This window comes from Comamonas humi (genome assembly GCF_054782535.1).
Genome location: NZ_BAAGSH010000024.1, coordinates 293,797 through 315,871, shown reverse-complemented (window position 1 = coordinate 315,871; position 22,075 = coordinate 293,797). Strand labels below are relative to the sequence as shown.

Genomic DNA, 22,075 nt, shown 5'->3' with positions numbered 1-22,075 from the left:
AAGAACCGGTCATTGTCAATCCCGGCCCTTGACCCACTGCATGGAGCGGCCATGGGGATGGACACCCAACCACCCCAGCAGCCCCACCAGCAACGCCAGTGCCCATGCCCCCAGCATGGGCACCGGCGTGGGTGCGACCGGCCCGGCCGGGGCCATGGTGACCGAACTCACCAGGCGTGGCGCGGCGCTGTAATTCGTGTTGCCCTCCTGGTCGGCTGCGATGAGGCAGATACCCACCACCACCATGGTGACCATGTTCCCATTTACGGTGCATACCGAGGTATCCAGACTGCTGAAGCGGACCGGGTTGCCAGATGCCCCCCCAGTGGCCGACACGGTGAAGCTGCCGCCCTGCACGTACACCGGCACGGTGGGCGTGGCGGCAAAGTGGGTGATGGCTTGTGCCGCCGGGCTCACGGTGTGGTTGAGCGCCAGGGTGGCAGACTTGTTGTTCGCATCGCCCGCGTAGCTGGCGGTAATGGCATGGGTGCCCGCGGCCAGCGCGGCGGTGGTGCAGAGGTATGGCGCAGCAGCCACGGTGCAAAGCAGCGTGCCGTTGTCATAGAACGTGATCGCGCCCGTGGGGACGTACCCGCCGTTGAGGGTGGACAGGATGTCAATGCTCTGGCCCCAGATGCTGGGCATGGGCGTAGTGCCCAAGGTCAGTACGGGCTGCGCCTTGTTGACGACGTGCTGCAGGCTGGCGATGGCGCTGTCATTGTTTATGTCGCCCGCATACTCGGCAGTGATGGGGTGGTTACCGGCGGCTAGCGTGGCGGCACAGGTATAGGGCGCCGCACTCACAGTGCACAGCGTGGTGCCACCGTCCTTGAAGGTGACCGCCCCCATGGGGCTGTTCCCGCCCGTCAGCATGGCGGTGAAGGTGACGCTGGCACCCGCCGTGGTGGGGCTGACGGGGTTGGCGACCAAGCCCACCAGGACGGACGGGGACGCGAGCGCCAGCCGGGTGATGGGCGCCGAGCTGGGCACGCCGTTCACCCAGGCGCGCACCAGCACCGGCCCATCGGGAAAGCCGCTCATCGCCGCAGCGCTGGCGGTGAACGCCACGTCGACGGGCGGCTGGCTGGCATCAGGTGTGATGAAGCGCATCTGGCCGTTGTCGATGCGCTGCACCTGCAGCACTGGCGCATTGCTCGCGCTGTTGCTGCCGGACATGCTGCCATTGGCTTCGATCGGAGGGCGAAAGCCGGTCCGAGTGACCGCGCCATTGCCATCCCCCATGCTGCCAGAGCTGCTGGCACCCAGCGTGCCCATGCCGCCCGGCAGCAGGAAGCTGTAGGGGGCCAGGAGCCTGGGCTGGCGCACGGCCACGGGGGCGAGGCCGGGGTCGTAGCGCTCGGCGGAAGACAACGGGACGCCGGCACCGGTATTGTCCAAACCTCCCACCGCCAGCACATGGCCCATGGGCAGCAAAACGCTGGCATGCAGCCCGCGCGCCGTGGTCAGGGGCGGGGCGCTGGTCCAGGCGTTGGCCACCGGGTCGTACAACTGGCTGCTGGCATGCGCCGCAGAGATGGGATCGAAGCCGCCGGTCAGCAGCACTTGCCCCGAGGGCAGCAGCGTGGCCCCCGGGCTGATGCCACCCGTTCCTGGGGGCAGCGTGCCGGCGGGCGACCAGAGGCCGGTGGCCGGGTCATAAAGCTCGGCCTCCAGCACGGAGGCGCTGCTGCCTCCGGCGCCGCTGACACCGCCCGCCACCAGCACCTTGCCCGACGGCAGCAGCGTGGCGGTGTGGCCGCTGCGCGCGTGCGCCAGTGCACCGGTGGCCGTCCAGGTGTTTGATGAGGGGTCGTACAGCTCGGCGTTGGCGGTGCGGTTGTTGGTGGCGAACCCACCGGCCACCAGCACCCGGCCGTCGTGCAGCAGCGTGGCGGTGAAATCATGGCGAATCGTGAGCATCGGGGCGCGCTGCGCCCAGGTGTTGGTGGCGGTGTCATAGCGCTCCACGGCATTGCCGGAGTTGCCGATGGCACCGAGCCCGCCGATCACCAATGCCTCGCCCGTGGGCAGCAGCACGGCGGCCCCGCTCTCGTGTACGGCGTTCATGGGGCCGGTGGCCGTCCAGGTGTCGTTGTCCTCGTCGTAGTACTCGGCGCTGGACAGCCCACGGCCGCCCGCCACCAGCAGGCGGCCGGAGGGCAGCAAAGTCAGCGTCGGCAACGAGCGCCGAGTGCTGAGGCTTGCGGCAACGCTCCAGCCGTTGCCCGAAGGGGTGTACACCCGCACAAAGTTCGTTTGGTCGGTGATGGCCAGCACCTTGCCCGTGGGCAGCAGCGAAGCCTGTGTGACGTTGCCCGCGTTGCCCATGTCGCCCGCCGCGCTCCACGCCCCTGCGGCGGGGTCGAACAGATCAGCGCTGTCCAACGTCACGGAGGGGGTGCTGTCGTCCTGCCCGCCCGCCACCAGCACCTGGCCGGTGGGCAGCAAGATAGCGGTGTGGGCCGTGCGCGCGGCGCTCATGCTGCCTACGGAGGTCCATGCACCTGCGGCCGGGCTGTAGCGCTCGGCGCTGGCCTGGGCGCCGCCAGCCACCAGCACCTCGCCTGAGGGCAACAGCGTGGCCGTGTGGCCGGCGCGCACCGCGCCCATGCTGGCGGCAGCAGTCCAGGTATTACCGATGGGGTCGTATAGCTCCGCGCTGGCAAGGCCGGCACCATTGCTGCCGCCTGCCACCAGCACCTGGCCCGTAGCCAGCAGTGTGGCGGTGTGGCTGGCGCGCCGCGCGGCCATCCTGGCCACGGCGCTCCAGCTGTTCGTGCCGGGGTCGTAGACTTCGGCGGTATCGAGCCAGTTGGTGGCGTCGCTTCCGCCTGCCACCAGCACTTTGCCGGAGGGCAGCAGCGTGGCAGTGTGGTTCGCATGGCCCGCCGCCATGGTGCCTGCGGAACTCCAGGAGTTGGTGGCCGGGTCGTACAGCTCAGCCTGCTGTTCAGGGGTGCGGCTGGTGTCGAACCCGCCTGCCACCAGCACCTGGCCCGAGGGCAGCAGCGTGGCCGTATGGAACAAGCGGGGGTGGCCCGGGTTGGTCGCGGCACTCCAGGTGTCGGTCTGTGGGTCGTACAGCTCGGTCCCGGCCGGGGCACCGCCAGATGTGAGCCCGCCCGTCACCAGTACCTTGCCGCTCTGCAGCAGCGTGGCCGTATGGGCGACGCGGCCCTCGGCCATGGTGCCTGCGGGGCTCCAGGTGTTGGTAGCAGCGTGGTAGCGCTCTGTGCCGGCAAGGAGGCTGGTGCCACCGCCTCCAGCCACCAGTACATCGCCATCAGGCAGCAAGGTAGCGCTATGACCAGCTCGCGCCGCGCCCAGGCTGGCCGCCGGGCTCCACGCATCTGTGGCGGCCCTTGCGGAGACAGCGCTCAACGCCAGCCAGGCGGCAAGAACGAAATGCAGCCAGAGTGTAAGAACGGGCTTGCAATCTGTATGCTGCGGCGTCATGGGCTTCCCTCTCATTGGTCTGAACATGCCATGATCGGGAGCCCGCCCTCGTTCGCCAATCCCTCGAAAGGGTGAAATGTCCATGCCCACCAGCATCCAGCCCCCTGATTTACCGCCTGATGTCCGAATAGCCCTGGACCGGGCGCTGGTGCGCCTGTACGCCGCCGATCTGGACTTGCACGCGCTGCCGCCCGCCATCTTTGCCTGTGTGGACGCACTGATTGGCTGCGAGCAGGTGAGCTATGGCGAGTACCACGGTGCAAGCGGTGATTTCCGCAGCCTGTTCCTGCACAATCCGCCGCAAGAGAATGGCCAGCGCACGGCTAGTCTGGATGCTTACCAGCGGCACGCCGTCAGCCACCCGTTCTGGCTCAAGGATCCGTCTTTTTTTGGTGAACGGGCCCTGCGCGATTCCGATTTTTTTACCGATGAGGAATTCATGGCGCTGCCGATCGCACGCGAGGTGTTCTTGCCATTCCATGCGCATCACGCTATGGCAGTGGTTGTCTCTTTGCATGGCTATGCACTGTCGATGACATGCCATCGGGTGTTGGGCCAGCCGGCTTTTTCGGATATGGAGCGCGACCTGTTGCAGGAACTGCGCGGGCACATGGCACGGCTGTACCGCCATGCGCTGGAGCGCACGCAGGCATCGCTGTCGCCGCAGGAGCGCATCGCCTACCTGTGCCCCGACCTCACACCGCGCCAGCGTCAGGTGGCCTTGCTGCTGGCCGAGGCCAAGTCTAATGAGGCCATCGCGCAGGCTCTGTACATCAGCATAGAAACCGTGAAAACCCATGTGCGCATGCTCTACGAGAAACTCGCGGTGGAAGACCGCCTCGCCGCGGCGCTCGCCATTACCAGCCGCCCGCTGTTTGCCCAGATGCCCCCGCTATGGAGGCTGCCGGGTGCTCACTGGGGGCCGGCAGGCGAGCAGGTGAACAAGCCTTAAAACCGGGGATTGCATTGATAAGCCAAGAAAGCGGTGAATCTGCAGGGCTTAAGCAGTTCGCGCCCGACCTGCTCGTGCAGTTGCAGGGCGATGGCGAGGAATGGTGTGCAGTGTTCTGCCCCAGCCTGAGGCTGGGCGCACGGACGCATGATCTGCCATGAACTCTCCGGAGACCACCGCATGACGCACAGCGCCCCCACCACCCCACCGCATCCCCTCGTCGAAGAAGCCCTGGCCTGCGAGCACGACGAGGCCGGCGCCCTCATCGCACGGTTCCCCACTGCCAGCGAACTCGACCACTTTAGCCGCCGCTACAACGTGAACGATGGCTTCGAGCCACTGCTCGGCGTGCTGCGCCACCCTGAATGCGATGCAGGCACGGCCCTGTTCATCTATTGGCAGTTCCACGAACTGCTGGACGACCCGCAGGCCCGCGCTGATACGAGCAGCGAGCCCGCGCGCTGGAACGCACATGCGCTGCTGACGGAGATCGAGCAGCGCTATCCGCACGGCTTTCGCCACCGCCGCATCGCCTGCGACCCCGCCGCCGAGTGCGCCCGGGCGCTGGGCGCGGAATACGTGCAAGGCATTCGTGCCCGGCATGCCGGGTCCCCCTTGATGCAGCCACTGCTCCCGATCGGCGACGCCCCATGACCGACTTCCCCTACCACTTGTTCACCGCCGCCACCGCCCGCTGCCAGCCGCGCAGCGGCCCCACGCAGCAGGCGGCCATCACCATTGCGCTGCAGCCCTTCCCCCTGGATGGCTGGGCCGTGGACACCGTCATCCGCCTGGACTGTATCGCGCTGGACCTGCGCGATCCGCGCAGCCTCGCCCAATGCAGCCACCGCTTTCCCACTAATCCACAGCCCGGTTATATCGACGGCAGCATCTACCTGCTGCACCGCCATGTACCGCTGGACGTCACCGAGTTGTCCTTCGGCATGTCCGGCGAACGCACCCTGCCCATGCGACTTGCGGGCATGCTGGTGTTCTCCGCCGCGGGCATCACCGACTGGCGCGACACGCCGCTCGAGCTGGCCTTCGCGCTGGAGCTGCCGCCCACGCCCGCCCAGATCGACGCCGCCATCGCCTCGGCCATCGCCGCATCCGGCGCGCGCAGCACCCGCGACGCAGGCCGCGCCATGGCCCACCTCGTGCGCGAGCACCCCGGCTGGGACGACCGCAGCGCACTGCACGCGCGCCTGTGCGAGCATCTGCCCCGACCATGATTGACCGCGAACACCTGCAATCCATCGGCCTCGCCCCCGAAGCTACCGAACGCGCCGTGCAAGCCCTGCAGGACGGCGACCTGCGCGGCTTCGTGCACGAGTTGCTGCTGCACGGCCTGTGGAGCGACGTCGTCGACGAAACGCAACCCCAGCCGCAATGGCTGGAGCGCTGGCGGCAACTGGCCTCCAACGGCTTCCCGATCATCGATGCTACCGCGCTGCAACGCCTGCTGGATGCGGGCGTGGACGCGCACGACCTGACCGGCGTGGTGCGCTCAGCGCAAATCCTTGCGATCTACAACATCGCGCAACTGCTGGACTACCCCGCACTGGGGCTGGGCTGGGATCTGCCTGAAGCAGCTACCCCGCACCTGGCCTGCGGCAGCGAAGCTGCCTCTTCCACGCAGCGGTTGCATGCACTGGCCCCCGAACTGCTGGGGCGCGACCCCAGCGGCCGCTTCGGCGAGCCCCGGCCGCTGGCGCTGCGCCAATGGCAGGCCCTGCCCGACGAGCCGCGCGAGCGCATCCGTACGCTGGCGCTAGGCGACCAACGTGCGCAGGCCGCCGCCCTGTGGAGGCAGCATGTGGGTGGCGAGCTGCGTACCTGTCTGGATGCGGTTGATGTGCTGAAAACGCTCCTATGAGAATGGATGGCTGCGCACAATAACGCCCAGACCCTCGGCGCTCATTGGCTCCGCAGCCCGTTTTCGAGCTGCCAAGGTAGCGACAGCCGTCGATCTCGATGTAGCAACCTCGGCTTTGGTGGGCGATCTTGCCTTCGTCATCTGGCAAGCTTCACATTCGACTGCCCTGCTCTTGCCATCGCCTCGATCTGCACTATGGCCACTGTGTGCAGCGCAGGGTGGACGTTGAAACCAAAGCACGTACGCAGCCCCAACCCAAGCTGACGGGCGCCTTCCTCGGTCAGCAGCAGTTCGATAGAGTCGCCATGCCCAATCAGGCCGATGACCTCGCGACCGTCGCAGGCCAAGCTTTGGTCGGTGCGCTCCACGTAGAGTAAGTCTTCGACGGGCGGCGGCTTGATGCCGCTGCACCGATGAGGGCAGGAGAAATGCCGGATGTCGAGCGGATCGTGACCCGACACGAATCCCAGCGACAGCACGATGAGATCGTCGTGCTCAGTGAAGACCTCCTCCACTTCGAATGCTTCATATTCCATGAAATCCCCGGTTAACGAGATCTGTGCAACACGATAGACACCACAAGCATTGAAGACCAAGCCCGTTATATATCAAGGAGACTGATGCCAGCACTTATCGCAATCACCACTTTAGCAATCTGCCTTCGGCTGAACTGAGGCATTCAGCATTGCCTTGCCAGGGTCCGCTGTGTCCGATTCTGGACATCGGCTCTAAAGTATCTAGGTAAGCTAGGTCAATCCAAATCGAGATTGCCATGACGTGCACAGAGTCACTCGATCTTCCCGCGGCTCCCAGGCGCTTTAGGACTTGCGTCACCTCGTTCAAGCACTTGACAAGTCCTGAGAAATTTACATGTGCAAAACCGGCACACCGTGTGCCAAAGCAGTACCATGGGTTCGTTGATATGTGCAAGGCCATCATTGCATCGGTCCTTTCTCGCTTCCCTGGGCATCCCAGCGGCCGTGTCTAATCTCCCTTGATGATTTTCTTGGCGTCTCATCGCCGGCCGCGCTTTTGCGTCCTGGCAATTTCGAAAGGAAATCGGCATGACGACACAAACCGGAACCGTGAAATGGTTCAACGAAGGCAGGGGCTTTGGCTTCATCGCTCCCGATGATGGCGGCAAGGATCTCTTTGCCCATTTCCGTGACATCCAGGGCGGCGGCCTCCAAACCCTGACTGAAAACCAGCATGTGCAGTTCGAAGTCACTGATAGCCCTAAAGGTCCGCAAGCCTCCAATATCCGCGCCGTGAGCTAGGGAGGATGGGGCCGGATGCCCCATCCCTTGGCCTGCCGTGTTCTGCAAAGTGCGGCCATTCCGCGCTTTCTCCTCTCAGGAAGGCGTCCGCTGCCATGAAGAATCTGCAAGAGACCATCGAGCGCATCGGCGAGCTCGAGGGAAGCCTGGCGGCGCAGGAGGCCTTGCTGTCAGCATTGCTCGAAACTGTGCCATCAACTGCCTCCGATGCCTTGGTACGTTCGTTCGAGAGCTATGCCAACGCGGCGCGAATGGGCATGCTGAACGCCACGGGTCATAACCGCAAGCTGGTCGCATTCGAACGCAACGTTGCCCGGATGCGCGCAGCAGTGACCAACATAGAGCAGCCACTGGCTACCAGGGATGCACGCCTTGCAGTCGAGCCAGTGCTGCTGACCACAACGCACATCCACACTTATGCAGGATCACTGCTTTCCACCAAGGCAAGCGGTTTTTTCTTTCGCCGCGATGAGCGACTATTCTTGGTGACGAACCAGCATGTCTTTGCCGACGAGCCCAGCGGTCACTTTCCGGATCGCGTCGAGATCGAGTTGCATACCGATGCAAGCAACCTGACCCTGTACACGACCTTCTCGATCCCGTTGTATGGCAATGGGATTGCGTTGTGGCGTCAGGCTGCAGACAGCGGCGGCTCCGTGGATATCGCAGTCATCGAGATCCAGGTCAACCGCTTACCCGAACGCACGGTGCTGCAAGCGTTCGATGCATCGCATCTCTCCCCTCGCGGCGAAGATGTGGCCATTGGTGACAGCTTGACGGTCATTGGGTTTCCGCTGGGGTTCCACGACACGGTCCACCTTCTCGCTGTGGCCCGCAGTGCCTCGATCGCATCGGCGTATGGCGTGCGCTTTCAGCAGCAGGGCTATTTCCTGACCGACGCCCGTACGCACCGCGGCAGCAGCGGCTCTCCCGTGCTACGGCGCAGAAGCGGCGTCCCAAGCAACGGCTCGCTGCAGCAATGGCAATTGCTCGGGGTGCATTCCACACGCATGGATATGCGTACACGCGATCTGGCCCAGGATGAATCGCTTGGACTCAACTGCGCTTGGTACGCAGATGTTCTGATGGTTCTGACCACCTAGCGGCGCCGCATATCCCAATGGCTCGGGCAAGCGCTGCTCCCCTTTACAGTGGTGGGTCGCATGGCGATGACCCAGATCGCAGTCTAAGGCCAAGGGCCCCTCCCAATCATTCAGGTTCGCAGCCTTGCGCCCCTCAGTGCAGATAAGAGTACCCAGCGCGCCGACTTGAAGGATTGAGAAGCTTTTCTGACAAGTGCGCTGTTTAAGGTTATTAAAAAGAGTACTGTGGGCTGAGACGATCCATCCTGCTTCGTCAGCATAGACCGGAGGTCTATATGCCAGTTCACCCCATCCCTGTCTCACCGCCGTCCTTCTGGGACACCTTGAAGCTCATGTTCTCTATTGGCGGTGAGGACCCTCCCCCACAGGAGCAAGACAAACCTACCTCTTTAGAGGAAGAAGTGCAGCAGCAAGGCAAGAACGTCGATTCATAGCGACATACAAAGTGACTCGCTCCTATGCGTAAGACCAAGGAAAGCACCGTCCACCGCGTCGTGGCGCAGAAACAATGGGAGCTCAAACGTGCGCAAGAACGCATAACGTACCCACCGGAGCATGCGGGGCCGATTCAGATGGACTGGCGGACCCGGGAGACCTACTCTGCCAAGGATCTGGATTACCGAGGGCGGTCGTCGAAGGATGGATAGCCCGGAGCAGTTCAACAACCAACTCGCCCTCTTTAACCTCGGCATCAATAGCAAGTTGCGTGGGCGCGATCTCGTGGCCCTCAGAGTCCGAGATGTATGCCACGGGGAAAAAAGTAGCAGCACGCGCCATCGTCATGCAGCAAGTGTCTAGATAAGCCTGGTCTCGCACTAACCATCCCCGGGCCGACACAGTCGATCTCTAAGACTGCACGAGGAAACGTTCCGCCAGCCGTACGAAATAGCTGGCCCCCACCGGGATCAACGCATCGTTGAAGTCATAGGAAGGGTTGTGCACCAGGCAGGGTCCGGGTCCGTGCCCAGGCAGGCGGTGCTCACCTTTGCCGTTGCCCAGCAGCACGTAGCAGCCGGGTCGGGCCTGCAGCATGAAGGCAAAATCTTCCGAGTTCGTCAGCCGCGGCGCGTTGGCATCGACGTTTTCTGCGCCGGCGATTTCCCGCATCACCTCAGTCGCAAAGGCCGTCTGCTGCGGATCATTCACCAGTGCCGGGTAGCTGCGCTCGAAGTTCAGTGTGGCCGCGCACCCATAGGCCGAGGCCGAGCCCTGCACGATTTCGTGCATGCGGCGCTCGATCATGTCCAGGGTACCGTCACTCTGCGTACGCACCGTGCCGCCCAGCCATGCGCTGTCGGGTATGACGTTCACCGCATCCCCGCCATGGAACTGCGTGACCGACAGCACGGCCGCATCGTCCGGCATGCGATTGCGCGCGATGATGGTCTGCAGACCCGTGAAGATCTGCCCCGCGCACACCAGTGGATCAACGCCCGTGTCCGGTTGCGAGGCATGCGCCCCCTTGCCCTTCACGTCGATGCGGAAGCGGTTGCTCGAACTCATGAACGGCCCCGATCGCACGCCGAAGCTGCCCACCACGCGGCCGGGCATGTTGTGCAGGCCAAAGACGGCGTCGCAGGGAAAGCGCTCGAACAAGCCATCTTCAATCATGGCACGCGCACCAGCCTGGCCACCCTCTTCCGCCGGCTGGAAGATGCAGTGCAGCGTGCCATTGAAGTCGCCGCTGGACGCCAGATACCAAGCCGCAGCAAGCAGGACGGCGGTATGGCCATCGTGCCCACAGGCATGCATTCGCCCGTCGTGGCGCGAGCGGTGCTCGAAGGTGTTGGCCTCCTGCATGGGCAGTGCGTCCATGTCGGCACGCAGGCCGATGCTGTGGCGTCCAGTGCCCCGTGCAAGCGTTCCCACGACGCCGGTGCCGCCCACATAGCGTGTCACCTGAAAACCCCAGCGCTCCAGGCATTCGGCAACCAGGCTACTGGTGCGCTCCTCCTGGAAACCAAGCTCTGGGTGTGCGTGCAGATCGCGCCGGATGCGGCGGAACTCCGGGTTGGCAGCAATGGCCTCAATGATGGGCATACAGAACTGGCTCCCTATTGCAGTTTCACGCTGATGCTGCGTGCCCTGGCTTCGTCACGCCCCACCTGTTCCACGAACCCTCTGCGTTGTGCCGGTGTCGACAATTGCATCCCCATGGTCCTGAATTGCTCATCCAAGCCCTTGGTTGCCAGGGTAGCGTCCAATGCGGACTGAAGGCGGGCCACGCGCTCCGCTGCCAGTCCCTTGGGCGCAAACAGCCCCATCCAGCCACTCATCTCCAGCCCGGTCACGAATTTGCCCTCATTGAGAGTCGGGATGTTTCTGAGCGCCGGCTCGCGCTGCAGGCTGGCGACGCCAAGCACCTTGAGCCGCCCCGCCTTGATATGGGGCAGCGCCGTCGCAGGCACCATCACCGCGAGATCAATCTGGCCGCCCAGCAGGTCGGTCACCAGCGGTCCCGCACCTTTGTAGGGGGCATGGATCAGGCGCACATTGGCGCGCGACTGCAGATCCTCCATCAGCAGGTGCTGCATAGTGCCCATACCAGGGCTACCATAGCTCAGCGACTCGGGCTTAGCGCGCAGCGCGGTGATCACGCCGTCCAGATCGTTCATGGGCAAATCCCTACGTGCCACCAGCAACGGAGCGTTGAAGCTGATCGGACCGATGGCCGTGAAGTCCTTGGTCTGGTAGCGCACATTCTTGTTGAGCACGGGCACCAGCACCACGTCGTTGTTGGAGCCAACCAGCAGCGTATAGCCATCCGCGGCGGCACTGGCCACCTTGGCCGCGCCCAAGGCACCACCAGCGCCGCCCAGGTTCTCAATCACCACGGGCTGACCCAGCTCGGCAGCAAGCCGGGGCTGGATAGCACGCACCGCTGCGTCGATGGAGCCGCCCGACGGGAAGGGAACAACCAGGGTGATGGGTTTTTCAGGGTAGCTCGCGGCCTGCGTCGACAGGGCTGTGGCCAGGCAGAGCGTCAGCCCGGTAGCTATCGCAGCGCAAAACTGCCGACCTGCATGGGCTTGGAGCGGGAAATTCATCGCGTGTCTCCTTTTTCTGGAAATGGCCACCACGGCGTTGTGTGGGGCTTGGGGTAAGTCTGAGCCACAAGCTCTAGCCATGGAATGCAAAATTGCCATTACCTATGCCATCTGCGAATACCTCGTTACCCCACTTGCCCGGACGCTCTTCCGTGTTGCTCAATCGGCTGCTGGCACGCACACGGTTGCGGCAGTTGCAGTTGCTGGTCCTGATTGCGGATTTCGGTAGCATCCAGCGTGCGGCGGATGCGGCCGGGCAGACACAGCCTTCGGCCACCAAGGCACTGGCGGAGCTAGAGCGGCTGGTCGGTTTGTCGCTGTTCGAGCGCCATGCCCGCGGTGTCCGTCCCACCTTGGTATGTCGCGACCTCCTGCCGCGACTGCGCAGCATGCTGGGCTCGCTCAGCGGCTGTGCCGAGATGCTCGCGGCGGCAGCGGAAGGGGCTCAAGGCGTTGTGACGGTGGGCGCCATCACCGGGGCCGTTTCCGGATTGCTGGGCCGTGCGCTTCCCGACTTCCTGGACCGTCACGCAAAGCTACGCGTGGAAGTGGTGGAGGACAGCCATCACGCGCTGTTGAGCGGGCTGGCCATGCAGACCCTGGATATGGTGTTGGTGCGTGAGCCGGCCACGCTGGCCAGTGGCACGCGCTTTACCCCTCTGTTAGAAGACCGGGTAGTAGCCGTCGCGGCTCCAGGCCACCCATTGCTGCGCAGGCGCGAGGTACACGCCGAACAGTTGCTGGAGCAGTTGTGGATACTGGCACCTCTCGCCACCCAGATGCACGACGCTTTCGAGTGCCTGTTCAAGTCCTGCGGCCAACTGCCGAAGCGCACACCACTGGTGACTCGGTCACTGCCCATGTTGCTGGAATTCCTGCGTGCCAGGCCAGCTCTGGCGTTGACGCCACTGAGCCTCGTCCAGCCCTTTGTCGAAACCGGCTGGCTTCAGGTGCTCAAGCTTCAATGCCCCGATGCACTGCCACCGATCGGAATGCTGGTGCATGATGTCCCGGAGAAGCAGGGCGTGGTGTTGCTTGGCGAATACCTGGTTCATGCACAATGCGCAGTAGCCCCTCCATCGATCAAGTGAGCTCGCAATCATGCTGCCCCTTCAGCAGTTGGTCGTCAATCCAGCCTTGGATATCGACCATAGGAGACAGTCCGTTGGCAACAAAATGTTGCAAAAGCAGTCGCATTTGCTGATAGATTGGCCGAGCCGATAACTTCGCCAACATCGAGATGAAAGCAAAAATCAACTTCATTGAGAGGGAACGTCTCTTCAGGCGCGAGATGAAACGACGTCGTGTGAAATTTTTGCCATGGCAGGTCCTGCGCCGGCTCTTTGAATCAGCGGGCGTGTAATAGAGCTAGTCCCCCCTGAATCTGCACGGCATCTTGCTCCAGGCGCAAGCAGTCTTGATGTGACGCGTGGCGCCGAGGCGCATGCGAATGGATCTTCGGATCAGGCCTGAACCTCCACATAGGCCTTGAAGCGATCCAGGATGCTCTGCCAGCCCTGCTGCTGTTGCTCCACCGGGAATTCGTTCTCGGCATCGAAGCGCACGCGCACCACCGCACCTTGCGGCTGCTCGGTGAACGTCACCTGTGCCGTGCGGTCACCGAAGGCGTATTCGATCAACTGGTTTTCCTCGATCTTCGTGTAGGTGCCCGCGAAGTCGAATCCCATGCTGCCGTCCTTGGCCTCCATGCGGGATGAGAATGCGCCGCCCACGCGCAAGTCGACCGTGGCGGCCGTGGTGTGCCAGTCGTCGGACGCGGCGTTCCAGCGCATGATGTCCGCGGGCGTGATGTAAGCCTTCCAGACTTGGGCGACAGGTGCGGCAACGGTGGTTTCAACAGTGATCTGCATGGGGATTCCTTTCAACGGAGGGAGAGTGCGAATGCATCGAGCTGGGTGATGACGGTGCCCCAACCCTCGAAGAAACCGAGTTTCTCGTGCTGCTCACGGGCGGCATCGTCCGGGTGCATCACGCGGGCCGTGTAGCGGCTTCCTGCCCCTTCATCCTCCATCGTGATGACCGCCGTGAAGCCTATCCAGGGAACATGGGGACGCCAGCCACCCAGCAGCATGGAGGTGAATACGATGCGCGACTGCGGCACGACTTCCAGAAAGCTGCCGGGGTTGTCGCTGATGCCACCCTCGGGGCCGCGCATGGTGGTGTGAAAGGCTCCGCCGGTGTGCAGCTCGAAGGCGCGCACCTCGGTGGTCCAGGGCTTGGGACACCACCACTCCTTCAGCAGCTCGGGCTCTGTCCACGCCCGCCACAGGGTCGCGCGCGGCGCACGCAAGGTGCGGGTGATGACCAGATCGCGGGCATCACCCGCGTTGGCGTCGTTGTCGGGCATGGTGTTGCTCCTCTTGGTGAAGGCGTTCGACGAATGCGGCCATGCGGTCGGATCGAGCCTCCCACATGGCGCGCTGCTCGGCCAACCACTGCTCAGCCTGGCGCAGCCCTTCCGGCACCAGCTCACAGGTACGCGTGCGCCCCTGCTTGCTGCTGCGGATCAGGCCGCTGCGCTCCAGTATCGTCAGATGCTTCATGAAGGAAGGCAGCGCCATGTCAAAGGGCGCCGCCAATGCCGACACGGTCTGGGCTCCGCCAATCAGCGCACACACGATGGCGCACCGGGTCGGGTCTGCCAGTGCATGAAACACCTGATTCACGGACGCATAATAGTTAGCCATACAGATAAGTATATGGCTAAACCGAGATGTAAGAAAGCCCCCTGCCCAGCCTGTACCGATCAACAAGCCTGGTCACCACGAGTAGGCCATGGCTGCTGGTCAGCAAATCCGCATCAATCCACGATCGAGCTGCCGCGATGGTCACGCGCCACATCTTGCCAATGCATACCGGTGAGCGCACCATCGAGTGCCCCTCCCCTGGCAGGCTCTGACTCCCAGCACGCTTGGCCTGGACATGGTCGACCACCGCTCCCAGTTCATGCAACTGCTCGAAGGATGTAACACCGGCCTGCAACAGCATCTGCCGGGATCGGGGTCCGAGATTGGGAAGATCCGCGAGAATACGTGGCGCGTACATGCACCCACGATGCTCGATGTGTTGACCGCTCTCCCGTTCGCCGGGCACCGGAGACGCGTCAATCGTCGTCGTCTTCGCGCTGCCAGCGCCCGTGGTGATGCCGGTGCCATCTACGCCACCGCTCATTGTCTTCCCGCCATTGCCAGTCGGCCCCATAGGCGGGAGGCGGTGCAACCATCACGGGGCGCGGCCCGTAGACCGGCCGGGAAGCAACATAAACCGGCGGCGGGGGCGGAGCGTAGTAAGCCGGAGGGGGTGGCGGTGCGTAGTAACGCTCAGGCTGTGCCACCATCAAGGGTCCGGTCACCCCGATGCCGACATCCACATAGACCTCCGCCCGTCCAGGAACCGATGCCACCGCCAGCGCGGTGGCCAATGCCAGTGATGCGATTTTCATGGCATCCTTTCGCGAGATTCTGTTATCCAATGGCATATGCCACTCCCTAAATAACGCGACAGAATCACGCTTGTTGACCCTCAGCGTGTATCCGGTGGGCAAAGTGCGAGCCGTTCACTAGCACATCAGATGGCACTGCCCGCCCAATCCGGCCCGGCCGGTTCGGTGGTAGCGAGGGGCGCGCGCAGCCTGCAAAGTCCGGCGGCGCGTTACGCCGACAGGCCCAGGCCGTTCAGCAGCGATCATGAACAGGCTACAGATGCGGCTTGAGCCAGAGCCACAACGTAGCACCCGCCGCCAGCCAGAGCACCACGATCTTCCTGTGAGGCCACATCAAGCGCGCTGTCCGGCTCCGGTTCGCCGCTTCTGCCAGCCGGCCCAGTAACAACGTCAGGTCCGCTAGCCAAGCCGCCACCACATTGCACGCCAAGCAGCCTATGTGCGGCGCGCGCCATCGGCGGTCTCAATCCGCCAATGGTGGCGCAAACAGCAGCGCCTGTAGTTCCTTACGGTTGTGAACGCCCAGCCGCGTGTAGACCTCGCGGCGGTGGTAGGTCGTAGTGTTGGCGCTGATGCCCATGCGTGCGGCAATCTGCTCTTCGGGCAGGCCGCGCGCCAGCCAGTAGGCCAGTTCATGCTGGCGCTGCGGTAACTTGAGGGCGCGTAGCGCGGGCAGCAAATGCGCAGCCCTCGGTATCCGCTGCGTGATGTGGATACCCACCGCCCGACCTTCGCCCGCTGCGGCCGCCATCTGCGTGACCCGCGCTGAAAACATGCCATTCGCGTTGTGCAAATCCAGCTGTGGCAGTTCCGTGGCAGCCCCCCTTCGGGCGCTCTCCAGGCGCGCAAGCAGCGCATGCAGCGCCAGCGGTAGTTCGCTGCGGCGCCACCAGCGCGGGCCGAAGGCCAAGGCTACCAGCCCGTCCGCCTCTGGCGACGTCCACAACAACCGTCCCCCCGGCGTGACCACCAGCATGGCGCTGGCATGCATCACGCTGTCATCGGCATCCACCTCGCCCGGTTGCAGGATGCGCGCCAGCCAGGGTTCCAGCCGCATCAGCGTAGCGGCTTCCTCCGGTCCAAAGAACGGCGCCCCCGGCCCCCGGTACAGTTTGAGCGCGCCTACACCCGCACCTTGCGGTGTGCGCAGCACCAGACTCAGGCAATCCAGCAGTTCGGCGGGGCGCAGCACCAGGTTGTAGAAGTCGCTGCGTAGCAAGGCGGCTAGGGGCACGCTGATGAGTTGCTCCATGGCCTGTGCGCCGTGGTCGTCGCGCACGGCGCCGGCAAAGTCGTGTGCGCTGCGCCGGATCACCTGGCGCTCGGTCTCCATCAACTCGGGATCGAAGTAGGTGTGCATCCACCCCCGCGCAATGGAGGGCTCGATGTACGCATCCATCACCCCACGCTCGCCCGGATGGAAATAGCCGCCCGTGTCGAAAGCGATGAGCTGGTGCAGTTCATGCAACACCGGCTCGATGAGCTGAGGCCCGGTGAAATCCAGACAGGCCATGTGTTGCAGGCGCGCCATGGCTTGCTGCTGGGTGCGAATGAGGGACATGGATGGGGTGTTGGTATAGCGGTAACGCGGCAATGCCAGCCTACCGAAGGGCCTGGTATCGCGCCCCACCCCCGGGGGTTGGGACAAGCGCCGCGGCAATTCCTATATTTACCGACTGCTTTGCAAAGTCTTCGCAAGGCCATGGCAAGCCGGTGCAGCGCATGACTGGATTACGCATATTTCTCCCTTGCCCCAGCGCACCATGGGCCTTGCGAAGATCATCAAAAACCATAGCTTTCCGCGCATGATTGACGGGGATCAGAGACCGATTTCAATGAAAAAACACCTGACACTACTCGCCCTGGCCGCATACGTCCACGCAGGCACCTGGGCCGCCACCTATACCTACGCAGGCCCACCCTACACCGCGCCTGCCCTGCACAACTTCAGCAACTGCTTTGCCGGCAACTGCGCGGCCTACACCACGGCCATGGCGCAGGCGGGCTCGTTCACCACGGCGACGCCCCTGGCGGGCAACCTCAACGACGACGACATCACGGCGCAGGTGACTTCGTTCTCGTTCTCCGACGGGCTGACCACCTATGCCAGCAGCGACTCCCAGGTGACGCTGGCCTACATCAAGGCCACCACCGCGGGCGGGGTGCTGGATCTCGTCGTCGCCGTGCAGCGCTGGCAAACGCCCGCTCCGCATGTGCAGGGCGACCCCATCGACTTCATGAACATCCACTATGGCGGCGCCCATAACGGGCAGTGCAACGCGCCACCGGCCTCCACGCTGCAGGGCGCCGTGATGTGCAGCACCATCTACGCGGGCGACGTGAATTCAAGCCGCTGGGATGCCGAACCCGGCGGCACCTGGACGTTCTCTGCCCTGCCGCCCGTGGTGGCACCCACGCCGGGGGACGTCAACGCCGTGCCCACGCTGGGCCACGCGGCCCTGGCATTGTTGTCCGCCGTGGTCGTTGGCGCGGGCGCCTGGCGGCGGCGCAAGCAGCGTTCTGGATAAAAAGAGGCTGCAGCGCCTGCGCAGCGGGCGCAAGCAGCTATTTATTTGGTAGTGAGTTCACTCCAACTTTTGCGGGCCAAGGCCCGCGTTTTTCTTCAGGCGCTTCCACGGGTCCGCCAAACACATTCACCGGGTGCGCCAGAGCTTCGCGCAAGCGGCCCCGATCACCGGGCAGCCCGGCACCCTGTTCCACGCCAGGCGGTTCGCGCGATCTGGCCGGGTTGCATCAGAGGGTTGCTCTTGACCTTGTTGGACTCCATGCGATTGGGCATGATGTTCTGGATGACCGCACCCGGTAGGTTGGCATCCGCACATCGCTGAAAGGAAACGCATGAAAACCACTCCCATGTCCCACTCCATGGCCACCATAGCCATGGTGGCAACGGCCCTTGCCGCGACCTCCATCACCGCCATGGCCGATACCATCAAGCCCTTGCTGTTCAAGATCGTCACGGTAAAGGACGACGTCATCGTTGCCGTACCGCCAGACGAAGCTGGCGCCCCTCGCCCGGAAGCCGCCGCCATTGGTCAGGCCCTGGCCGCCAAGGGCGCGCTCACCCTCTGGCAGTACACCACGCGCAAGGGGGCAGACGGCGCGCTGGAATGGGGCCCCAAGGCCAAGGTCAGCATTCTTGCGCATGACAGCCTTCGCGTGGAGCCGTACACACCCGCCGTGCGGGTGGTGCCGGTGCAGTAACCTGCCTCCCCATATACAAATCCCTGGAAGCGCTTCGAAGCGCCGTGCCCATCTCGTTGGTGTTGAGTGCTCTTGGCACGCTGGCCGTTCTGTACGCTGCGACGGCGGTGGCGGCTACCAGCGCAGCCTAGGTGGGGCTTGGCACTATGACGGCGCGGCGTTCCCCCTGGAGACCCGGCCAGCTTCAAGCCGCTCTCGCCGCACTTCGGGCGCGATGCGCACCAGGGCTACTACCGCGGCAGTGCGGTGGATGGCAGCGATGAAGCCACGTTCGAAGCGCTGTCCGAGCACGAGGCGCGCGACCGCAACACGGTCTTTTACTGCGACACCTATCGCAAATCGCAGGAGTATTGGGCCTACCAGCACTTGCGTATCGCCGCCATCCCCGGCGCCGATGCAGCCAGCTACCAAGCGCTGGCCCATGGCTATGCGCGTGACCGCCACCGTGCCTACGACCAGGGCGAGCCCTTTGCCGTGCGCGATGCGGCCAGCTTCGAGCCACTCAGTCCACGCTTTGCGCGCGATGCGCGGCGCGGCTATTTCGAACGTGCCGAAATCCCCGGCAGCGACGGCGCGAGCTTCGCACTGATGCACGCAGACGACCCCGGCTATGTGCGTGACCGCGCTCACGCCTGGCACGGCCATATCGAGGTCAACCAGCCGAACAAGGGTCCGCATCCTGTGCTGCGTCCGCTGCGCGGCTCCGACCTGTCCACGCTGCGTGCCCTGGGGCGTGGCTACGCGGCGGATGCGCGGCAGGTCTGGTACCAGGGCCTGCCGCTGGCGCTGGCGGATGCGGCCAGCTTCGCGGTTCAGGACAACGTGACGGGCGATGTAGATGCGCATGACCGCGCGAAGAACGGCCAAGCGCGTGCGTGGCAGCACGGGCATCTGGTGCGAGATGCGTCGTAGCCCTGGCCTTTTCCCAAAGAAGCAATTTGCCTGAGGTGCCGCCGCTGCGAGGCTTGAGAGAGAAGCCCCCGGCATCAGCGCCAGGGGCTGGGGCTGGGGCTGGGGCTGGGCGCGTTATCGCTGGGTGCGGCGCCGCACGAAGGCCAGCATGGCCAGCGACAGGCCCAGCAGTGCCAGCGGGCTGTCCATCGGCACCGGAGCCGGGCCGCCAGGGTTTCCGGGCGGGATGGAGCCCGGCGTGTTCGTCAAATCAAACGTTTGGGTAATCGGTTGCTCCAGCACGGTGTCATACACCACGGCGGTGACTTGGTACGACCCTACCGTTGCGTCAGCGGTGGCCGTGACTTCGGCGACGCCATTGGCATCGGCCAGCGCGCTCTCGGCAGACAGCACCGCCCCGCCGGACGCGATGAAATAGACGCGCACTTGGGGCGTGACACTGTTGTCCCACCCCGTGACTTTCACGCTCAGCTTCTGGGCAAAAGGCGTGTTGATCGCCGTGCTTTGCGGCGTGCCGCCCGCGGTGGCCATGAACTTGGGCAGATCGGCCACGTTGCGCAGCAGACGGCTTTGGGGGCTGACCAGCCCACTGCCCTGCACGCTGACCTTGACCACATAGGCGCCCACAAACCCGTTGGCCGTCGCGCTCACCTGCGCATTCCCTTGGGCATTGGTCACCGCCGTCAGTGCGCCCAGCGTGGCCGAGGCGCCCGATGCGGCATCGGGGATGATCTCGAACACCGCCGTGGCGCCTTGCACCGGGTTGCCATAGAAGTCCTGCACATGCGCCACGATGGGGCCCGAGAACGGCTTGGTGACATACGCCCATTGCGGCGTGGATACGTCAAAGGCAATGGCGGCGGCGGCCCCGGCGACGGCCGAGTTCGACAGTTTGAACGCCACGCCCGTGGTACCAGACGCGGTGGCGCTGACCGTGTAGGTGCCCGCAATGCCTGCAGCCGTGGCCGTGACCGCTGCGTACCCATTCACATCGGTGATCGCCGTGGACGACGACAGCACCACCCGCGACGGCACGCTGGGGCCGCCAAACGTCACCGTGACACCGGGCTTCGGATTGTTCGACGCGTCGGTCAACTTGACCTGCAATTGCGTGCCAAACGCCGTGTTGACCAGCGTGGTCTGGTTATTGCCCGCCGTCGCCGCCAGGCTGTTCGAGTTGGTGTTGCACAAATCAAAGGTCGGCACATTGCCCAAAGTGCCGACGCTGGCCTTCATCTGATAGCAACCCATCACGCCATTGGCGGTAGGGGTATAGCTGAAGACGCCTTGCGCGTTGGTAGTGCCCGAGCCGCTGGTTGCGACCGGCAGGCTGGGCCCCGGATTCACCGGGGTAATACCCACCGCCAGGCCCGGCACGCCGACGCCATTGCTGTCGAGCACCTTGATCGACAGGGGTTGCGCAAAAGCGGTGCTGAACACCGTGCTTTGCGGCGTGCCGGTAATCGCTATGGACGAAGCAGTAAGTGCCAGGGTTTTGAAAACCGCGATGGTTCCGGCACCGGGGCCGGATGTGACCATGTCGCCCCGGCCATCGCGGTTCAGGTCAATGCCAGCGAGCATGCTCGTGACGGAATAGCCAATGTGCTCGTTCAACACAAAGCTGTGATTGGCCTGCTGCAGCCCCACAAAGCCGTCGGAGATCACGTCCATTCGGCCATCGCCATTCACGTCGGCGATGATGATGCGGCCCATGTTGCGCCCGTTACCACTGGACACCCCGGTCGCAAAAAGTTTGGCGGACGGCAAGAATATGCCGTTGCCCACGCCTTTGGCCATCCACACGCCTTGACCATAGTAATTCTGAAACAGCAGATCAAGCTTGCCATCGCCGTCAACATCAGCCACTTCAAACTCATAAACCACACTGGCGCCGGTACCTATGCCAAGGAGTGGCGCTTGCGGTGCGAATGCTCCGTTGCCAGTACCTTGCAGCCATGAAACTGTCGCCTCGCCGACCTGATCTAAAAAAACCAGATCGACATTTCCATCGCCATTCAGGTCGGCCAAATGGGCTTCGCGCGTCCAATTGCTGGACAGGCCGCTGTAGGTCACGTCGTACTGCCCCACCAATATGAAATTTCCAACCCCGATATTCTGTAAAACTTCAAAATAATGGTTGCCACCAAAATTTCCTGTTTCGTACACACCGACCACGATGTCCAGTTTCCCGTCGTTGTTCACGTCGGCGAGCATGGCGCTGGAAACACGATCCGCGTCCTTGAGTCCAGGCCGCTGCACAGCAAACGCACTGAAATCCCCATTGTTGTTGCCCGACCCCTTCAACAGGGACACGCCTTTTTCATCGGTGATGACCAAGTCAATCTTGCCATCCCCATCCAGGTCACCGGCAGAAATGCCGTTGGGGATTTGCAAACCGAACACCAGATTATTGAAAGCGTGCTTGAGCGCCAGACCGCCAATAGGCGTACCCATATAGATCAGCAGTTCAGAGGTATCGGCATTGAGAACAGCCAGATCGGGATAGCCATCGTTGTTGAAATCCGCGCTCACGGCGGCGGTTGAAACGGCGCCGGAGTTGCCGATGTTATTGGCCTGCAAAGCTGGCGGGCCATAGATGTTGGCCGCGTGCGCGGGTAGCGCTGCCGCGCACAAGGCGGTGGCAGCAGCCACACTGATGGCCAGGCGTTTCGCTCGCTGCCGCCATCTGCTCGATATGCTGGGGATTTTCATGATTCATAGACTTGACTGTGGGACGGAAGTCAGTCTAGGGAATTAAGCCTTT

At 63.7% G+C, this 22,075-nt stretch carries 21 protein-coding genes and 1 pseudogene; 11 read left to right on the top strand and 11 right to left on the bottom strand.

From position 1 onward, the window contains the following. Positions 1 to 15: 15 nt before the first annotated feature. The gene (locus ACYVKR_RS24195; RefSeq protein ID WP_460483528.1) at positions 16 to 3,456 is read right to left on the bottom strand and encodes a kelch repeat-containing protein; all 3,441 of its coding nucleotides are present in this window, start codon (positions 3,454 to 3,456) and stop codon (positions 16 to 18) included. A gap of 82 nt (positions 3,457 to 3,538) precedes the next feature. On the opposite strand from ACYVKR_RS24195, the gene ACYVKR_RS24190 reads away from it, so the two are divergent. From ACYVKR_RS24190 to ACYVKR_RS24175, 4 genes are all read left to right on the top strand, one after another. After that, positions 3,539 to 4,408 carry a helix-turn-helix transcriptional regulator gene (locus ACYVKR_RS24190; protein ID WP_460483527.1) on the top strand — a complete coding sequence of 290 codons (870 nt, stop codon included), beginning with the start codon at positions 3,539 to 3,541 and terminating at the stop codon, positions 4,406 to 4,408. Between the two features lie 180 nt (positions 4,409 to 4,588). After that, complete coding sequence (locus ACYVKR_RS24185; RefSeq protein ID WP_460483526.1) at positions 4,589 to 5,062, top strand: DUF4274 domain-containing protein; 474 nt, start codon at positions 4,589 to 4,591, stop codon at positions 5,060 to 5,062. Further along, positions 5,059 to 5,640 carry a hypothetical protein gene (locus ACYVKR_RS24180; RefSeq protein ID WP_460483525.1) on the top strand — a complete coding sequence of 194 codons (582 nt, stop codon included), beginning with the start codon at positions 5,059 to 5,061 and terminating at the stop codon, positions 5,638 to 5,640. The genes ACYVKR_RS24185 and ACYVKR_RS24180 overlap by 4 nt, the downstream gene beginning before the upstream one ends. After that, on the top strand, positions 5,637 to 6,284 hold the full coding sequence (locus ACYVKR_RS24175) for a hypothetical protein (RefSeq protein ID WP_460483524.1): 648 nt from the start codon (positions 5,637 to 5,639) through the stop codon (positions 6,282 to 6,284). The genes ACYVKR_RS24180 and ACYVKR_RS24175 overlap by 4 nt, the downstream gene beginning before the upstream one ends. A gap of 137 nt (positions 6,285 to 6,421) precedes the next feature. Here the strand turns inward: ACYVKR_RS24175 and ACYVKR_RS24170 are convergent, their stop codons facing one another. Continuing rightward, entirely contained in the window at positions 6,422 to 6,820 is a 399-nt protein-coding gene (locus ACYVKR_RS24170) for a hypothetical protein (RefSeq protein WP_460483523.1), read from the bottom strand. A gap of 528 nt (positions 6,821 to 7,348) precedes the next feature. Between ACYVKR_RS24170 and ACYVKR_RS24165 the strand changes: the two genes are divergently transcribed. From ACYVKR_RS24165 to ACYVKR_RS24155, 3 genes and pseudogenes are all read left to right on the top strand, one after another. Beyond that, positions 7,349 to 7,561 (top strand): cold-shock protein, encoded by a 213-nt coding sequence (locus ACYVKR_RS24165; RefSeq protein ID WP_460483522.1) that lies wholly within the window; start codon positions 7,349 to 7,351, stop codon positions 7,559 to 7,561. A gap of 95 nt (positions 7,562 to 7,656) precedes the next feature. After that, positions 7,657 to 8,664: a trypsin-like serine peptidase gene (locus ACYVKR_RS24160; RefSeq protein WP_460483521.1), complete on the top strand. Its 1,008-nt coding sequence runs from the start codon at positions 7,657 to 7,659 to the stop codon at positions 8,662 to 8,664. A 555-nt stretch (positions 8,665 to 9,219) separates the two neighbouring features. Continuing rightward, positions 9,220 to 9,451: pseudogene (locus tag ACYVKR_RS24155) on the top strand (hypothetical protein); the annotation flags it as partial. A 59-nt stretch (positions 9,452 to 9,510) separates the two neighbouring features. Here the strand turns inward: ACYVKR_RS24155 and ACYVKR_RS24150 are convergent. Continuing rightward, positions 9,511 to 10,704: a M20 aminoacylase family protein gene (locus ACYVKR_RS24150; protein WP_460483520.1), complete on the bottom strand. Its 1,194-nt coding sequence runs from the start codon at positions 10,702 to 10,704 to the stop codon at positions 9,511 to 9,513. A gap of 14 nt (positions 10,705 to 10,718) precedes the next feature. Beyond that, entirely contained in the window at positions 10,719 to 11,711 is a 993-nt protein-coding gene (locus ACYVKR_RS24145) for a Bug family tripartite tricarboxylate transporter substrate binding protein (RefSeq protein ID WP_460483519.1), read from the bottom strand. A gap of 152 nt (positions 11,712 to 11,863) precedes the next feature. Between ACYVKR_RS24145 and ACYVKR_RS24140 the strand changes: the two genes are divergently transcribed. Further along, a complete protein-coding gene (locus tag ACYVKR_RS24140) occupies positions 11,864 to 12,802 on the top strand; it encodes a LysR family transcriptional regulator (RefSeq protein WP_460483518.1) in 939 nt (312 codons plus the stop codon). 372 nt (positions 12,803 to 13,174) lie between these two features. Here ACYVKR_RS24140 and ACYVKR_RS24135 read toward each other — a convergent pair whose 3' ends face one another. The 6 genes from ACYVKR_RS24135 to ACYVKR_RS24110 form a co-directional block, all read right to left on the bottom strand. Continuing rightward, complete coding sequence (locus tag ACYVKR_RS24135; protein WP_460483517.1) at positions 13,175 to 13,582, bottom strand: SRPBCC family protein; 408 nt, start codon at positions 13,580 to 13,582, stop codon at positions 13,175 to 13,177. Positions 13,583 to 13,593: 11 nt separating this feature from the next. After that, positions 13,594 to 14,079 carry an SRPBCC family protein gene (locus ACYVKR_RS24130; protein ID WP_460483516.1) on the bottom strand — a complete coding sequence of 162 codons (486 nt, stop codon included), beginning with the start codon at positions 14,077 to 14,079 and terminating at the stop codon, positions 13,594 to 13,596. Next, positions 14,051 to 14,419 (bottom strand): ArsR/SmtB family transcription factor, encoded by a 369-nt coding sequence (locus ACYVKR_RS24125; protein WP_460483515.1) that lies wholly within the window; start codon positions 14,417 to 14,419, stop codon positions 14,051 to 14,053. The genes ACYVKR_RS24130 and ACYVKR_RS24125 overlap by 29 nt, the downstream gene beginning before the upstream one ends. A gap of 16 nt (positions 14,420 to 14,435) precedes the next feature. Continuing rightward, positions 14,436 to 14,777: a TfoX/Sxy family DNA transformation protein gene (locus ACYVKR_RS24120; RefSeq protein WP_460483514.1), complete on the bottom strand. Its 342-nt coding sequence runs from the start codon at positions 14,775 to 14,777 to the stop codon at positions 14,436 to 14,438. Positions 14,778 to 14,835: 58 nt separating this feature from the next. Next, entirely contained in the window at positions 14,836 to 15,210 is a 375-nt protein-coding gene (locus tag ACYVKR_RS24115) for a hypothetical protein (protein ID WP_460483513.1), read from the bottom strand. Positions 15,211 to 15,637: 427 nt separating this feature from the next. Next, positions 15,638 to 16,735 carry a helix-turn-helix transcriptional regulator gene (locus ACYVKR_RS24110; protein WP_460483512.1) on the bottom strand — a complete coding sequence of 366 codons (1,098 nt, stop codon included), beginning with the start codon at positions 16,733 to 16,735 and terminating at the stop codon, positions 15,638 to 15,640. 274 nt (positions 16,736 to 17,009) lie between these two features. Between ACYVKR_RS24110 and ACYVKR_RS24105 the strand changes: the two genes are divergently transcribed. The 3 genes from ACYVKR_RS24105 to ACYVKR_RS24095 all read left to right on the top strand — a co-directional run bounded on the left by ACYVKR_RS24105 (position 17,010) and on the right by ACYVKR_RS24095 (position 19,311). Continuing rightward, positions 17,010 to 17,702 carry an IPTL-CTERM sorting domain-containing protein gene (locus ACYVKR_RS24105; protein ID WP_460483511.1) on the top strand — a complete coding sequence of 231 codons (693 nt, stop codon included), beginning with the start codon at positions 17,010 to 17,012 and terminating at the stop codon, positions 17,700 to 17,702. 331 nt (positions 17,703 to 18,033) lie between these two features. Beyond that, positions 18,034 to 18,399, top strand: a complete 366-nt coding sequence (locus ACYVKR_RS24100; RefSeq protein WP_460483510.1) for a hypothetical protein — start codon at positions 18,034 to 18,036, stop codon at positions 18,397 to 18,399. Positions 18,400 to 18,645: 246 nt separating this feature from the next. Next, complete coding sequence (locus ACYVKR_RS24095; protein WP_460483509.1) at positions 18,646 to 19,311, top strand: hypothetical protein; 666 nt, start codon at positions 18,646 to 18,648, stop codon at positions 19,309 to 19,311. Positions 19,312 to 19,425: 114 nt separating this feature from the next. Here ACYVKR_RS24095 and ACYVKR_RS24090 read toward each other — a convergent pair whose 3' ends face one another. Next, positions 19,426 to 22,023 (bottom strand): FG-GAP-like repeat-containing protein, encoded by a 2,598-nt coding sequence (locus ACYVKR_RS24090; protein ID WP_460483508.1) that lies wholly within the window; start codon positions 22,021 to 22,023, stop codon positions 19,426 to 19,428. Positions 22,024 to 22,075: the final 52 nt, after the last annotated feature.

Coding starts and splice junctions, on each gene's coding strand:
- ACYVKR_RS24195 (WP_460483528.1), bottom strand. CDS start 3,456: ATGACGCCGCAGCATACAGATTGCAAGCCCGTTCTTACACTCTGGCTG.
- ACYVKR_RS24190 (WP_460483527.1), top strand. CDS start 3,539: ATGCCCACCAGCATCCAGCCCCCTGATTTACCGCCTGATGTCCGAATA.
- ACYVKR_RS24185 (WP_460483526.1), top strand. CDS start 4,589: ATGACGCACAGCGCCCCCACCACCCCACCGCATCCCCTCGTCGAAGAA.
- ACYVKR_RS24180 (WP_460483525.1), top strand. CDS start 5,059: ATGACCGACTTCCCCTACCACTTGTTCACCGCCGCCACCGCCCGCTGC.
- ACYVKR_RS24175 (WP_460483524.1), top strand. CDS start 5,637: ATGATTGACCGCGAACACCTGCAATCCATCGGCCTCGCCCCCGAAGCT.
- ACYVKR_RS24170 (WP_460483523.1), bottom strand. CDS start 6,820: ATGGAATATGAAGCATTCGAAGTGGAGGAGGTCTTCACTGAGCACGAC.
- ACYVKR_RS24165 (WP_460483522.1), top strand. CDS start 7,349: ATGACGACACAAACCGGAACCGTGAAATGGTTCAACGAAGGCAGGGGC.
- ACYVKR_RS24160 (WP_460483521.1), top strand. CDS start 7,657: ATGAAGAATCTGCAAGAGACCATCGAGCGCATCGGCGAGCTCGAGGGA.
- ACYVKR_RS24150 (WP_460483520.1), bottom strand. CDS start 10,704: ATGCCCATCATTGAGGCCATTGCTGCCAACCCGGAGTTCCGCCGCATC.
- ACYVKR_RS24145 (WP_460483519.1), bottom strand. CDS start 11,711: ATGAATTTCCCGCTCCAAGCCCATGCAGGTCGGCAGTTTTGCGCTGCG.
- ACYVKR_RS24135 (WP_460483517.1), bottom strand. CDS start 13,582: ATGCAGATCACTGTTGAAACCACCGTTGCCGCACCTGTCGCCCAAGTC.
- ACYVKR_RS24130 (WP_460483516.1), bottom strand. CDS start 14,079: ATGCCCGACAACGACGCCAACGCGGGTGATGCCCGCGATCTGGTCATC.
- ACYVKR_RS24125 (WP_460483515.1), bottom strand. CDS start 14,419: ATGGCTAACTATTATGCGTCCGTGAATCAGGTGTTTCATGCACTGGCA.
- ACYVKR_RS24120 (WP_460483514.1), bottom strand. CDS start 14,777: ATGTACGCGCCACGTATTCTCGCGGATCTTCCCAATCTCGGACCCCGA.
- ACYVKR_RS24115 (WP_460483513.1), bottom strand. CDS start 15,210: ATGCCATTGGATAACAGAATCTCGCGAAAGGATGCCATGAAAATCGCA.
- ACYVKR_RS24110 (WP_460483512.1), bottom strand. CDS start 16,735: ATGTCCCTCATTCGCACCCAGCAGCAAGCCATGGCGCGCCTGCAACAC.
- ACYVKR_RS24105 (WP_460483511.1), top strand. CDS start 17,010: ATGAAAAAACACCTGACACTACTCGCCCTGGCCGCATACGTCCACGCA.
- ACYVKR_RS24100 (WP_460483510.1), top strand. CDS start 18,034: ATGAAAACCACTCCCATGTCCCACTCCATGGCCACCATAGCCATGGTG.
- ACYVKR_RS24090 (WP_460483508.1), bottom strand. CDS start 22,023: ATGAAAATCCCCAGCATATCGAGCAGATGGCGGCAGCGAGCGAAACGC.